The sequence below is a fragment of the Streptomyces sp. NPDC046308 genome, assembly GCF_055588065.1.
On sequence record NZ_JBVJFB010000007.1, the window covers coordinates 37,485 to 50,748 of the forward strand.

The window sequence follows — 13,264 nt, forward strand, 5'->3', positions numbered from 1 at the left end:
CGACACCTGTCCTGTGGGCGACAAAGCCCGGGAGGCACGATTCATGAGTGAGCGAGCTCTCCGCGGTACGCGCCTCGTGGTTACCAGCTACGAGACGGACCGCGGCATCGATCTGGCCCCGCGCCAGGCGGTGGAGTACGCATGCCAGAACGGACATCGATTTGAGATGCCGTTCTCGGTTGAGGCAGAAATTCCGCCGGAGTGGGAGTGCAAGGCGTGCGGCGCCATGGCACTCCTGGTGGACGGGGACGGGCCCGAAGAGAAGAAGGGCAAGCCTGCGCGAACGCACTGGGACATGCTCATGGAGCGACGCACCCGCGAGGAGCTGGAGGAAGTGCTGGCCGAAAGGCTTGCAGTCCTGCGTTCCGGCGCCATGAACATTGCCGTGCATCCGCGGGACAGCCGCAAGTCCGCCTGACAGCCGGACGGATACACAAGCCGAGGGGCCCCGCCACACTGTGTGGCGGGGCCCCTCGGCTTTCTCCTGCTTGCCCTTTCTTCCGCGCTCTACGGCGCCAGGGGCGGGCGGTGGCCCGTGTCCGGGCCGGCCGGCCCCGCGGGCCGGTCCTCGCGGACGACCTCGCCCTGCACGACCTTGCCGTCGGGGTGGTGGATGCGGGCCTGCCGGAAGGCGTCGCCGAAGCTCCCGGCCGGGGCCGAGGCCATCTTGCGCTCCAGCGAGCGGGTCGCGCGGCGGCCGATCCAGGCCCGGACGGGCGGCAGCAGGAGGAACAGGCCCGCCACGTCGGAGAGCAGCCCCGGCATCATCAGGAGCAGGCCCGCCAGCATGGTGAGGCCGTTGCCCCGGCCGGGCTCCTGCGCGGCGGGCTGCCGGCCCTGCTGGGCCTGCTGGAAGGTGTCCGAGAGGTTCCGGAAGGCGCGCCGCCCGGCACGCTTGATGACCACCGCGCCCAGGACGATGCCGGCCGCCAGCAGCGCGGCCACGGTGAGCCCGCCGGCCACGTCCGCGACCACGGTGAGCAGCCAGATCTCCAGGATCAGCCAGGCCGCGACGGCCAGGGGGAGGAAGGTTCGGGCGGTCGAACGCCGCCGGGGGGCCGTGGAAATGCCGGTCGTCATGCCATCCAGTGTGCCTGGGGCCGCGTAAAAGCGGCCTCAGCCGGAGGTACCGGACATCCCTTAGGGGGTCACCGCTTGTCGCCGTCCTTGCCCAGCAGTCTGGCCGCCTGGGCCTTCAGGCCCCACTGGGTGACCCGCCACAGGGCCTCGACCACGATGTCCTTGCTCATCTTGCTGTCGCCGAACTCGCGCTCGACGAAGGTGATGGGCACCTCCACCACGCGGAAGCCCTTCTGCACCGCCCTGCGGGCCAGGTCGACCTGGAAGCAGTAGCCCGCGGAGGCGACCTCGTCCAGGCCCAGGCCCTCCAGGGTCTCGCGGCGGAAGGCGCGGTAGCCGCCGGTCACGTCACGGATCGGGACGTTCAGCATCAGCCGGGAGTACGTCGAACCGCCGCGCGAGAGGATCTCCCGGCTCTTGGGCCAGTTGACGACGCGGCCGCCCGGTACCCAGCGGGAGCCGAGGACCAGGTCGGCGCCGGCCAGTGCGGTGAGCAGGCGGGGCAGCTCCTCCGGCTGGTGGGAACCGTCGGCGTCCATCTCGACGATCACCCCGTAGCCGGCGTCCAGGGCCCAGAGAAAGCCCGCCAGGTAGGCGGCGCCGAGCCCTTCCTTGCCCTTGCGGTGCAGCACGTGCACGTGGTCGTCGCCGATCGCGAGCTCGTCGGCGAGCTTGCCGGTGCCGTCGGGGCTGTTGTCGTCGGCGACCAGGACGTGGGCCTCGGGCACCGCCGCGCGGACGCGGCCGACGATCAGCCCGATGTTCTCCGCCTCGTTGTAGGTCGGAATGATCACCAAGGCCGTACCGAGCGGCCCGTAGGTCCGCTGTCCGCCGTCGCTCACTGAGTCCCCTTTTGTGCTCTTGCACGTCCTGTACGTCTGGTCGCAGAGGATGACTTTAGAACAGTGATCGGGGCCCGCGGTCCTTCGGGCCGGTCAGACGCCCGCTGGCTGCGGGCCGCCGTGACCGTTGTCTACTGGACCGCCGGGCCCCGACCCGGGGCCACCCTCCCCCAGCTCCCCTGGGGGTGCCCCCACCGGCGAAACCTTCCCTCGCCCCCGAGGCGCGGGCGCGCTGAGCAGACGGATCCGTCCGGCACGGACGTCCTGTGGTGGACCCGGCCGAACCTATCCGGGTCCGACCGCCGGTACCGAACCGAGGCTCACCGGATCACCCCTGTGGGCGTACGAATACCTCCCGCCCGCCGACGACGGTGGCGAGGCATACCGGCAGTTCGGATCCGGGGGTCAGATCGGGCAGTCCGGGGGTGCCGGATCGGGGGTCGGTGGACCAGCGGGCGACGCGGTCGTCGGGGGCCTGGACCACCAGGTCGCCGGTCTGCCAGACCGCGTAGTCGGCCGGGGCGCCGGGGACGAGGATGCCTGCGTCGTCGCGGCCCAGCGCCCGCCAGCCGCCCCTGGTGTGGGCGGTGAAGGCGGCCCGTACGGAGACGCGGTGCCCGGGGGTCCGGTGGAAGGCGGCCGCACGGACCGTGCCCCACGGGTCGAGCGGGGTGACCGGCGCGTCCGAGCCGAAGGCCAGCGGGACACCTGCCTTGAGCATAGCCGCGTACGGGTTGAGGGTGCGGGCGCGCTCGGCTCCGAGCCGGTCGGCGTACATGCCGTCCTCACCGCCCCAGGCCGCGTCGAAGGCCGGCTGCACGGAGGCGGTGAGCCCCAGCTCCGCGAAGGCGGCGATGGCGGCGGGGGTCATCATCTCGGCGTGCTCCACCCGGTGCCGGGCGGCGCGCACCCGGGCCAGGCCGACCTTCTCGGCGGCCGCCCGGACGCCCTCGACCACGGCGGTGATCGCGGCGTCCCCGATGGCGTGGAAACCGGCCTGGAGGCCCTCCTCGGTGCAGGCCGTCACGTGTTCGGCGACCGCGACCGCGTCCAGGTACTCCGTACCGGTGTGCGCGGCGTCGGCGTACGGGGCGTGCAGGCAGGCGGTGTGCGAGCCGAGGGCCCCGTCGACGAAGAGGTCGCCGGCGGCCCCGACGGCCCCGAGCGCCCTGGCCGCCTCCAGGTCCCGGTCGGCCCAGTACCCGAAGACGCGCGGCCCGGGCCGCTCGGCGGCCAGGGCGAGCAGGCCGGTGAAGTCCTCGGCGGAGGAGATGTCGGGCCCGCCGCACTCGTGCAGGGAGCCGATGCCGAGGGACGCGGCCCTGTCGAGGGCGGCCCGCTGGGCCTCGGCGCGCTGGGCGGGGGTGACGGCGGCCAGGGCCGCCCGCCGTACGGCGTGGTGGTCGTCGGCGGTCAGCGGCTGGTCACCGTCGGGCCGCACACCGGGGACGAGGTCGAGCAGGGCCGTGGTGACCACGGCCGAGTGCACGTCGATGCGGCTCAGGTAGAGCGGGCGGCCGCCCGCGGCCTCGTCGAGCTCGGCCCGGCGCGGCGCCCGGCGCTCGGGCCAGCGGGCGGCGTCCCAGCCGTGGCCGAGGAGCACCCGGTCGGCCGGACGGCTCGCGGCGTACGCGCGTACGAGGTCCAGCGCGGCCGTCAGCGAGCGCGCTCCGCTGAGGTCCAGCCCGGTGAGGGCCAGACCCGCGGAGGTGGTGTGGACGTGGGCGTCGGTGAAGGCGGGCGTGACGAGCGCGCCGCCGAGGTCGACGACCTCGTCCACGCCCTGCGCGAAGGCGTCGGCCGCCCCCTCGGACCCGACCCAGGCGATGTGGCCGCGCTCGACGACCATCGCGGTGGCGAAGGGGTCGGCGGGGCTGTGGACCTCGCCCCCGCGGAGGAGGACGGTCCTGGTCGGTGCTCCGGCGGCGTCGGCGGAGAGGGCGGTGCGGTCAGTCATGCCGACCAGTGTCCCGCGTCGCCCCGCCCCGTCCGAACGCCGGGTCCCCCGCAGGGGCTACACCCGGGGCGGGCGGGCCTCGTAGGGGGTGGAGAGGACGACCGTCGTACGCGTCGAGACGTGCGCGAGGGCGCGCAGGCGGCCCAGGAGGTCCTCGAGCTCCAGAGGGGTGGCGACGCGCACCTTCAGGATGTAGTTCTCGTCGCCGGCGACGCTGTGGCAGGCCTCGATCTCGGGGACACCGGCCAGCCGGTCCGCGATGTCGTCCGGGGCGCTCGGGTCGAAGGGCTTGACCGAGATGAACGCGGTCAGCGGCAGGCCGACGGCCTCCGGGTCGACGACCGCCGCGTACCCGCGGATGACCCCTCGCTGTTCCAGACGGCGTACTCGCTGATGGACTGCCGACGTGGACAGTCCCGTGGCCTTGCCCAGATCCGTGTAGCTCATCCGCCCGTCCCGCACGAGCAGATCCACGATCTGGCGGTCCAGCTCCTCCATTGCGCTCATAGCCGCTCAACTTAAGGCCCAAGGGCACTCCAGGCCCAGTGGTGTCCGCCCACTGGAGGCATCTGCGTCGGGCATGTGACCAAGGCCACAGGGGTATGCAGGCGCGGGCCGGTCTGTTGTGGTTACTCGTGACGCTCGACGGGAAGTGCTTGCTGTGGCCGAGGCCGCAGAACCTGCCCGCCCGGCCCACCCAAGGGGGAGTACATCCATGCTGAACACCAAGCGCGCCGGTCGCACCGAACCGGAGCCCCTCGAACCGCTCGATTCCGGGGACGGCACCTACTCGGTGGACACCGAGTACGGCGAATACCCCGACGACCTCGACGCATTCGAGATCCACCACGCGATCTGCCCCGACTGCGGCCAGTCGATCGCCCTCGTCGCGGACGAGGAGTACCTGCCGCAGCACGCGCTCTGCCTGACCCCGTGGAACCCCTTCGGACTCACGGTGTGCGCGGGCACCGGGCGGCCGGCCACGGACGCGCTGCCCACCGTCGGCATGATCCAGCCGGTGGAGGCCCCCGATGCCGTCGTCCTGTCGACGACCCTGCCCCAGGGCCTGGACTGGCGGACGCAGCCCTTCTCGCACGTGGGCGGCCCGGGCTCGCGTCCGGTCCGCGTGGTGAGCCCGGTGCTCCCCCGCCCGCAGGCGCAGACGCGGCAGCAGCACGCCCAGGCGGCCTGACGACCGCCCGGGCGTCCCGGCGCCCCTACCAGTACGTTCCCTGCACCATGGCGGCCAGGCTGGCGTGGTGCAGGATCAGGCTGTCCGGATCCGCCGGGATCTCGACCTCCCCGAAGTGCGCCTGCCGGTAGGCGATGCGCAGCATCACGATGGCGTGCCGCAGGGCGGCGTAGAGGGTGTGGAACTCCATGTCCCGCGGGGTGTGCCCGGTGAGTTCGGCGTACCGGCGCTCCAGGTCCTCGCGGCGCAGGAAGTCCGGCAGGCCGGGCTGGCCGAAGCTCACCGTCAGGTCCTGGAAGAAGCGGTGGAGGTAGACGCTCCAGCCCAGGTCCACCTCGCGGGGGGCGTAGGCGGCCATCTCCCAGTCCAGTACGGCCACCGGCGTGAAGCCGTCGTAGATGACGTTGCCGATGCGGGCGTCGCCCCAGTTGAGGACCGCGGGGCCCTCGTCCGCCGGCCACAGCTCCTCCAGGCGGGCGAAGGCCCGCTCGATGAGCGGGGAGGGCGCGAGTCCGCCCACCACCCAGGCGTAGTAGTCCCGTTGGGCGTCCACGTGCCGGCGCAGCGGTGTGCCCACACCATCCGGCAGAAGGAACTCGGCCTGCTCGGCGGGGAACTGGTCGTGCAAGCGGGCCAGCAGGGAGATGCTCGCCTCCTGCAGGACGGCGCGCTCGGCACCGGTGGCGGCGTGCAGCCAGTTGCCCTCGTAGGTGTAGGGCATCACATCGGGCGGCACCCGGCCCTCGGCGCGGGCCATCACGAAGAACGGCGCCCCCAGCGGCCCCGGGTCCTCCTCCAGCCACTGCACCCGTGGGACGGGCAGGTCGGTGTGCTCGGCGACCAGACGCATCACCCGATGCTGGCGCGCCATGTCGTACGTCGGGAAGACGGTGTAGGCGTCCGGGTCGGCGGCGAGCCTCAACGCGCAGGCGCGGAGGGGGGTGTCGGGGTGCTCTATGTCGAAGAGCAGGGTCTCGCTGGACATCCCGTTGGACCCGGGGACGCGGACGCCGGTGACCTTCGCGCCGGGGAGCCTGGCGTCCAGCCAGGCGGCGAGGCGCCGCCCCAGCTCCTCGGGCTGCCGGGTGGAGGTACGCGGACGCGGTGCGGTGGCCATGGTCGGTCCCCTTCCTACTGGGCGACGGAGGAGTAGTCGGTGAAGCCGCTCGGGTCGTGGCGCCCGAAGCTGCCGTGCTCGAAGATGCCGTGCCCGGTCTGCCCGTCGAGGGTGAAACGGGCCGAGTGGTCCGTGACCCCGAAGGGGGCCATGGGGTGGGCCGCGGGGTCGGAAAGGTCGTAGGTACGACGGTCGGTCCAGCCGCGGCCCTGCCAGGTGCCGTGCTGCCAGTCGTCGGCGGGCGGGTAGCCGGCGCCGACGGCCAGCGGCGAGCTGCACAGGATCTCCACACCGAGTTCGAGGGGCTTGCGGGACGGATCGCCGAGGTGCACGACCGCCCTCTCGGGATGCCGAGTGCCCGGCCGGTACGCGATCTCGGTGTGCGGCCAGCCGAGCTGGACGTCATGCCGGCCGCTGCCCTCGGGGAAGACCTGCACGGCTTCGTTGAGGGTGCGGTGCCCGTCGGCGTCCTCCTGGACGATGACCATCACGAACCGGTCCTCGAAACGGACCGGTATCCAGAGCCAGTGGAACCCCTCGGGCCGGTACTCCTCGGCCGCCCGCCCCCCGTCCTCCCCGGGGATCGGCCGCACCCCCCAACTCCGGTCCCGGGTCCCGGTCCACTCCCCCGGTGTGAGGACGAACTCCTCCCCCTTCGCCCGGATGACCCCGCTCACACCACCGGCCTGGACGAAGCGACGCCCCTCCAGCATGAGGCGGTCGCCGCGCCGCTGGATGTGGTGGGGTTCCCAGACGGCGGGGAACTCCGCGGTCCAGGTGACGTCGTACGAGAGCCCGTCCGGATCTTCCGGGTCCGCCGCGCAGCGGAGCGTGAGCCGCTTGAGCGGGACGTCGACGGTGATGGACAGGGGCCCCACGGACAGGTTCATCCGATCGTCGGTGAGGGCGTCGGAGGCCCGTACGGCGAGGAGCTCGTCGCCGATGCGGAGGGTGGCGTAGGCGTCGATGACCCCGGCGTTGGGGTACACGCCGAGCCCGAGGATGAGGACGGCGCGGCCCGCGTGGTCGAAGACGTGGAAGATGCAGCGGTCGTAGGCGTTGCGGTCGCCGCTGACGAGGTGCTTCATCGACAAGGGGGCCTGGTGGATGGGGTACTCGTCGAGCGCGACGGGCCGGTCGACGGACATGGCGGACCTCCTGGACGGCGGGCTTCGGGGGGCGGCGCAGGCGAATATGACGGTACGTCAGAAACCCCGCCGGGGACCACCCTTCTGGCACGCGTTGACACACCGACACACCATGCCGCGAGCGTCGCCCGCCGCGGGGGCCCGCGCCCCGAGCCCAGCCCGAACGGTGGACACCTGCGGCTCCGCTGCCGGGGGCGCCGCCCCCGGACCCCCGCGCCTCAAACGCCGGCGAGGCTGGATTTTGCGACGGCCCATGCCAGACGCTGAGCCCTGCGAAGCGCGTAGCGATCACTGGCGGCTTATGCCCAGCCCAGGACGGCCGGCGGACGCCGAGCCGTCGGGAGCGCGTAGCGATCGGTTGCGCACCGGGACCCTCGCCCGGAGGTGCCGACACGGCCGCCCCTGCTCCGGACGCCCGGCCCGTTCTTCTGGGGGTTTCTCGGCTGTCTTCGTGTTTCCGTGGCGGGTCGGTCGGTCAAGGGTGGCCGCAGGCCATCGCGAAGCGACGCGACGGAGGAGCGCCCTTGAGGGACCGACCCGCCACGGAAGGACGATGAGACCGACGGGAAACCCCGCCCGCCTCCCCGCCCGCTTCCCCGACGCCCGCCCCGCCCCGCCGCCCCCGGGGACGGCTCGAACGGATACCCGCACCCCGGGGGCGATTACCCGGCCCTCCGCTCCCGCGTTGGCCGTGCATGACCATGCTTCAGGCCTCAACCGGCCGAAGGCGTCGGCCGACGCCGCCGGGTTTCGAAGAATCGGTTCAGCAGCAGCGGGACCACCGCGAGCCACCACAGCAGACGCCGGACCCGCCGATCTACCGCGACCTGCTGGCCCGGTGGGCCGATGCCGGCCGCACGCTGCCCGGACGGCGCGACCCGGAGTGGTCCCGGCTCACGTCATCCCCGGTCTGGCCCACGACCAGCAGCGGACTGTACTAGCCCACCGCGCCCAGACCCTGCCCCGTCCGGGCCCCCGGCCCCGGGCCCACGACCCCGGCCCACGGCCCCCGGGGCTCCCGTCAGCGGGTCTCCGGCCCCGCCAGGTGGCGGGCGATGACCATGCGCTGGATCTGGTTGGTGCCCTCCACGATCTGGAGCACCTTCGCCTCGCGCATCAGGCGCTCCACGGGGAAGTCCGCGGTGTACCCGTAGCCACCGAGGATCTGCACCGCGTCCGTGGTGACGGCCATCGCCGCGTCCGTGCAGAACAGCTTGGCCATCGCCGCCTGGCGCGAGAACGGCTTGCCCGCGTCCCGCAGCCGCGCCGCCGCGAGGTAGAGCGCCCGGCCCGCCTCGATCTTGGTGGCCATGTCGGCCAGCATGAAGCGCAGCCCCTGGAAGTCCGCGATCGGGTGCCCGAACTGCTTGCGGTCCAGCGCGTACGTGACCGCCTCGTCGAGCGCCGCCTGGGCGACGCCGATGGCGCAGGCGGCGATGCCCAGCCGTCCCGCGTCGAGCGCGGCCAGGGCGATGGAGAAGCCCTGCCCCTCCTCGCCGATGCGGCGCGCGTCCGGCACCCGTACGCCGTCGAAGTGCAGCTGGGCGGTGGGCGAGCCCTTCATGCCCATCTTCTTCTCGGGCACGGCCGCCGTGAGGCCCTCCGCGTCCCCGGGGACCAGGAACGCGGTGATGCCCTTGGGGCCCTCGGCGCCCGTCCGTGCCAGGACGGTGTAGAAGTCGGCGACCCCACCGTGGGTGATCCAGGCCTTGGTACCGGTGATGACCCACTCATCGCCGTCGCGCACCGCCTTGGTGGTGAGCGAGGCGGCATCGGAGCCGGCGGCCGGCTCGGAGAGGCAGTAGGCGCCCAGCAGGCCGCCGCCGAGCATCGCGGGCAGGTGCGCGCCCTGCTGCTCCTTGGTGCCGTAGCCGGCGAGGCCGTGGCAGGCCAGGGAGTGCACGCTGACGCCGAGGCCCACGGTCAGGCGGGCCGCGGCCAGCTCCTCCAGGACCTGGAGGTACACCTCGTACGGCTGCTCGCCGCCGCCGTACTCGCCGGGGTACGGGAGGCCGAGCAGGCCCGCCTCGGACAGCAGGGTGAAGACCTCACGGGGGAACCTCCCCGAGTCCTCTTCCTCAGCGGCCCTGGGGCGGATCTCCCGCTGGGCGATCTCGCGTACGAGGGCGAGGAGGTCGCGGGACTCCTCGGTGGGCAGCTGACGGTCCACCGGCTGCGGGGCGCGGTCTGTCATGGCGGCGCTCTCCTCCCTGATCGGGCACGGCGGCGACGCGTGAGGTGTGGGACGCGACGCCGGGTCTCGGTGCTCTCACAGCCGATGGTGCCCTCCCGGATCACGGAATGGGCTGTTCAGCGGCTGCGGCGGCTTGAGTATGCCCGATCAGGAGCTTCCCGTCACCGGGGCAAGATCGTCACGCTGACCGAACGGTCCTTCGGTAAGGGGAGGTGCCGGACACTCCGGGACGAACTCCTCGATCACCGTCAGCGTCGCGCGCAGCTGGCGCACCAGCAGGGCCCCGAGCTCGGCCCGACCGGGCCGCTCCGCGGCAGCGGACCCGCCGGACCCACCGGGCCCACCGGACCCCCCAAGCCCCCCGATCCACTCCAAGGTGATCCCCTCGACGGCGGAGAGCCAGCCGACGAGGGCGAGCCGGGCGACCGGCGGGAGTGAGCGGTGCCCGTACGCGCCTTCGGCGATGGTGGCGACCAGCTCCTCCCGGACGGCGTCGCGGATGGCGAGCACCTCGGCGTCGGAGCCGACGCCCCCGGTGACAATCGTGCGGTAGGCGGCGCGGTGGTGCTCGGCGTAGTGCAGGTATCCGTCGACGGTGCGGCGGACGCGCTCCGCGTTCGGCAGGTCCGTCTCACCGCCGGCACGGGCGACGAGCTCGGCGACCGACTCCTCGACGATGGCGAGGTAGTAGCCGCGCTTGCTCTTGAAGTAGTAGTAGATCAAGCCCTTGGCGACGCCCGCGTGCTTGGCGATGTCGTCCATGGAGAGTGCGTCGTAGGAGGTGTCGGCGAACAACTTGCGTCCGGTTGCCATGAGTTCGGCCCGACGAACCTGCGAACGCTCGGTCATTCCGCGCTGTTGCCCACTATTCAAATCCAGCCCTAGCCTCGAACTGCCCCAACGTGCCCGCAGTATGGCAGCACTTCCCTGCGCACCGGACGACGTACGGGAGGAACGGAACCATGGCTACCGGCAAGAGCACCCCCGGGCCCGGCGAGGACCTCGACGGCGACGCCATCTTCGGCACGACGCAGATCGGCCGGGACGCCTCGCCCCTGGACCAGGTGGACGGGTGGCCGGGGAACCGGGGAAGTTCGGCCTCCAGATGCCGGGCGGGGCCGAACCGCTGCTGGTCCCGCTCTCCCCGCTGACCGTTCCGGTCAGCCTGGGCATCGGCGGGATCGCGGCCATCGGAATCGGCGTCGTGCTGGTCCCGGCGGGGCTGTTCCTGTGGTTCCTGTCGCAGGCCCGCGCCTACGTGTCCCTGCACGCCCTGCTGCTGTCGGTGCTGTCCTTCGCGGCGACCAACCTGGGCGGGCTCCTGATCGGGATGGCCCTCGGCATCGTTCCCCGGCACGGACGCGGAGGCAGTCGCAGCCCGACCCCGGAAACCGGAACCTAAACCGGAACCGGAACCGGTTACAGCCAGCCGACCTGGGTGACGAACATGGCGACGACGACCACGAGGGTCCAGCCGAGGACGTGCTCCAGCCAGGAGGAGTCGTCCCTGGGACCTCCGGTGCGGACGAGGTTCAGGGCGGGGGCGGTCGGGGTGGCGCTGTCGGCAGTCATGATGTCCAATGTGCCAGCGTTCGCGGCCTTCGCGGTAGATGACGATGGTCACGCGGTGGCGCCCGTCACACCGCCGGGCCCCCACCGCGCCCCGGAGGCGGGAGCGGTGGGGGCCCGGCGGCCTGGTCGGGGTCGTCAGATGCGGGTGTCGCGCTTGCGGCCCGCCATGGCCGCCATCGCGAGGCCCAGGCAGAGGGCGACGAGTCCGGTGATCACGTTGTTGACCACCGTACGGGTCGTGTCCATCTCTCCGGCGATGACCCACGGGGCGATGATCGTCCACGCGCCGAGCGCGACGGCCGTCCAGGCCATCGCGTGCGTGCGTTCGTAAGCGGATCCCAGACCACCCATGCACAGGCAGAACGCCAGGCCGGTGATCAGGTTGTTGACGGCCAGCGGGGTCAGGACGCTGAACCCGGCAATCCACGGCGAGGCCGCCAGGTACAGGCCCGTGATCAAGGCCAGTGCCTCTACGGCCTGCGCGGCAGGGGTGCTGGTCACCCGCTCGAACCGAGTGCGCATCTCGACGAGGTCCGGGTGGTGCTCGATGCTGCTGGGATGAGTGGTCATGGCGGGCTGCCTCCTACGAGAAGCTTTATGTGCCTTTTATGCCCATATTCCGCCCGTTAAGCCATCCGGACCAGCCGAGTTCGTCCAAAATCTGGCCGGAGCTCGCCCAGACCTGCCCGGAGGTCGCCCAGACCTGCCCGGAGCTCGGCCGGAACTCACCCAGAACGTGTTCAGAGGACCCCGACCGCCGTCAGCGCCGCCGTCTGGGCCGCGCTGGGGGCCGCCGGCACGTAGAGGTAGCAGATGCCTCCGCTGCCCGAGGCGACCTTGCCGGAGGCGCCGTGGCGCTTGGTCCGGAGCCAGATCGTCTCCCATTCGGCCCGCTTGTAGACGCGGCGGACGGACGGGTTGTCGGGCGAGTTGGGGTCGTTGGCGATCACGTCCCCGGCGGCCGTGAAGCCGATGGCGGTCATGAGGTGGCCCGCGGTGCCGTAGCCCGCCCCGGTCAGTTCCTCCGGGCGGAACGACTGCGAGGTGATGGCCGGGATGCCGGCCGCGACCAGGGTCTCCAGGCCGGTCAGGGAGGTGAGCCGGGTGACGACGCCGCCGAGCCCGCGGTAGGTGGCCGCGTAGGCGGCGTTGAAGGACCAGTTGCCGCAGCCCTTGTAGGCGGCGTCATAAGTGGAGCGCGCCGCGTGGCAGATCTGCGGGTCGGAGTACCGCGGGTTCACCCAGGCCAGGGCGGTGGCGCTGGCCTTGCCGCCCCAGTACTCGATGATCATCTGCGAGGAGGTGGGGCTGCACCAGGCCTCGCCCCCGTTGTCGTACTCGGGGTACTGCCCGGCGTGGGTCTCCTGCGAGTAGCGCGGGACCTTCAGCTCGTGGGCGCGGCCGGAGGGGATGGAGGCGGGGACGGTGAACCGGTCCGGGACGTCGGAGGCCATGGCGCCGGCCAGCCACACGGTGGGGCCGCGGTCCGCGCCCGGCTTGCGGTACAGGGTCAGCCGCAGCTGCCAGTCCCTGATCCGCAGCCCGGCGGCCGCGGCCGGGGCGTCGACGGCGAGGGTGTCCGTCCAGACGGTGGACTTCGCGTCGGTCTGGCCGTCCACGGAGGTGCGGCGGATGTCCCGGTCCCCGGAGGCCCAGCGCCCCATCACGTACCAGGGGGTGGCGGTGCCGTCGGTGTAGGTGCCGCGCAGTTCGATCTGGATCCAGGTGCCGGCCGGGGTACGGGCGTTCCAGGAGGCGATCGCCTCGGTGGCGGGCACGGTGGAGCGGTGCACCGGGGAGGTCCAGGTGGCGTACTCCCAGACGCTCTTCCGCCCCGTGTGCGGGTCGGCGTACTCGGTGCGGCCGGCGGCGGTGTCGATCTCCAGGCCGGGTCGGACGCCGCCGACGGCGATGGTGCCCCGATGGGTGCCGGCCCGCCAGTGGGCGAGCGAGTACCAGAAGCGGTTGTCGACGGTGCGGCCCGTCGCCCGCGGGGTCGTCAGGGAGGCCGCCGAGGCGCTGCCGCCGGGGATGCCGGCGGCGGTGGCCGCGGTGGCGACCGCGAGTGCGGCGACGAGTACGGCCCTGCGTGGCGTGGATGCTGTCATCGCGAGGTTCCCCCAGGGGGTGGGTCGGCGCTGGGTCGGCGCTTCGGTGGCTTC

General features: G+C 72.6%; 14 protein-coding genes. 3 read left to right on the forward strand and 11 right to left on the reverse strand.

All coding sequences use genetic code 11. The features are described 5' to 3' along the window. The first annotated feature begins 43 nt into the window (after positions 1-43). The gene (locus tag ACZ6JT_RS26105; RefSeq protein ID WP_007262928.1) at positions 44-418 is read left to right on the forward strand and encodes an RNA polymerase-binding protein RbpA; all 375 of its coding nucleotides are present in this window, start codon (positions 44-46) and stop codon (positions 416-418) included. An 89-nt stretch (positions 419-507) separates the two neighbouring features. Here the strand turns inward: ACZ6JT_RS26105 and fxsA are convergent, their stop codons facing one another. The 4 genes from fxsA to ACZ6JT_RS26125 form a co-directional block, all read right to left on the reverse strand. After that, the gene (fxsA, locus tag ACZ6JT_RS26110) at positions 508-1,080 is read right to left on the reverse strand and encodes an FxsA family membrane protein (RefSeq protein ID WP_469213350.1); all 573 of its coding nucleotides are present in this window, start codon (positions 1,078-1,080) and stop codon (positions 508-510) included. Between the two features lie 68 nt (positions 1,081-1,148). Next, entirely contained in the window at positions 1,149-1,922 is a 774-nt protein-coding gene (locus ACZ6JT_RS26115) for a polyprenol monophosphomannose synthase (protein ID WP_469213351.1), read from the reverse strand. Positions 1,923-2,250: 328 nt separating this feature from the next. Further along, positions 2,251-3,879 carry an amidohydrolase gene (locus tag ACZ6JT_RS26120; protein WP_469213353.1) on the reverse strand — a complete coding sequence of 543 codons (1,629 nt, stop codon included), beginning with the start codon at positions 3,877-3,879 and terminating at the stop codon, positions 2,251-2,253. Positions 3,880-3,936: 57 nt separating this feature from the next. Continuing rightward, positions 3,937-4,377, reverse strand: a complete 441-nt coding sequence (locus ACZ6JT_RS26125) for an Lrp/AsnC family transcriptional regulator (protein ID WP_030011705.1) — start codon at positions 4,375-4,377, stop codon at positions 3,937-3,939. Positions 4,378-4,594: 217 nt separating this feature from the next. Here ACZ6JT_RS26125 and ACZ6JT_RS26130 point away from each other — a divergent pair, with 217 nt between their 5' ends. Continuing rightward, a complete protein-coding gene (locus tag ACZ6JT_RS26130) occupies positions 4,595-5,071 on the forward strand; it encodes a hypothetical protein (RefSeq protein ID WP_469213355.1) in 477 nt (158 codons plus the stop codon). Positions 5,072-5,096: 25 nt separating this feature from the next. Here the strand turns inward: ACZ6JT_RS26130 and ACZ6JT_RS26135 are convergent, their stop codons facing one another. The 4 genes from ACZ6JT_RS26135 to ACZ6JT_RS26150 all read right to left on the reverse strand — a co-directional run bounded on the left by ACZ6JT_RS26135 (position 5,097) and on the right by ACZ6JT_RS26150 (position 10,343). Beyond that, the gene (locus ACZ6JT_RS26135; RefSeq protein WP_469213356.1) at positions 5,097-6,188 is read right to left on the reverse strand and encodes a phosphotransferase family protein; all 1,092 of its coding nucleotides are present in this window, start codon (positions 6,186-6,188) and stop codon (positions 5,097-5,099) included. A gap of 14 nt (positions 6,189-6,202) precedes the next feature. Then, a complete protein-coding gene (locus tag ACZ6JT_RS26140; RefSeq protein ID WP_469213358.1) occupies positions 6,203-7,336 on the reverse strand; it encodes an Rv3169 family protein in 1,134 nt (377 codons plus the stop codon). Between the two features lie 1,021 nt (positions 7,337-8,357). Beyond that, positions 8,358-9,530: an acyl-CoA dehydrogenase gene (locus ACZ6JT_RS26145; protein ID WP_469213360.1), complete on the reverse strand. Its 1,173-nt coding sequence runs from the start codon at positions 9,528-9,530 to the stop codon at positions 8,358-8,360. Positions 9,531-9,677: 147 nt separating this feature from the next. Next, on the reverse strand, positions 9,678-10,343 hold the full coding sequence (locus ACZ6JT_RS26150; protein WP_469213362.1) for a TetR/AcrR family transcriptional regulator: 666 nt from the start codon (positions 10,341-10,343) through the stop codon (positions 9,678-9,680). Positions 10,344-10,602: 259 nt separating this feature from the next. Here ACZ6JT_RS26150 and ACZ6JT_RS26155 point away from each other — a divergent pair, with 259 nt between their 5' ends. Beyond that, on the forward strand, positions 10,603-10,932 hold the full coding sequence (locus ACZ6JT_RS26155; RefSeq protein WP_469213363.1) for a DUF6114 domain-containing protein: 330 nt from the start codon (positions 10,603-10,605) through the stop codon (positions 10,930-10,932). A gap of 17 nt (positions 10,933-10,949) precedes the next feature. Here ACZ6JT_RS26155 and ACZ6JT_RS26160 read toward each other — a convergent pair whose 3' ends face one another. From ACZ6JT_RS26160 to ACZ6JT_RS26170, 3 genes are all read right to left on the reverse strand, one after another. Continuing rightward, entirely contained in the window at positions 10,950-11,102 is a 153-nt protein-coding gene (locus ACZ6JT_RS26160) for an SCO1431 family membrane protein (RefSeq protein ID WP_469213365.1), read from the reverse strand. 135 nt (positions 11,103-11,237) lie between these two features. After that, positions 11,238-11,672: an SPW repeat protein gene (locus ACZ6JT_RS26165; RefSeq protein ID WP_469213366.1), complete on the reverse strand. Its 435-nt coding sequence runs from the start codon at positions 11,670-11,672 to the stop codon at positions 11,238-11,240. A gap of 170 nt (positions 11,673-11,842) precedes the next feature. Beyond that, positions 11,843-13,210, reverse strand: a complete 1,368-nt coding sequence (locus tag ACZ6JT_RS26170; protein WP_469213368.1) for a peptidase C39 family protein — start codon at positions 13,208-13,210, stop codon at positions 11,843-11,845. Between the last annotated feature and the right edge of the window lie 54 nt (positions 13,211-13,264).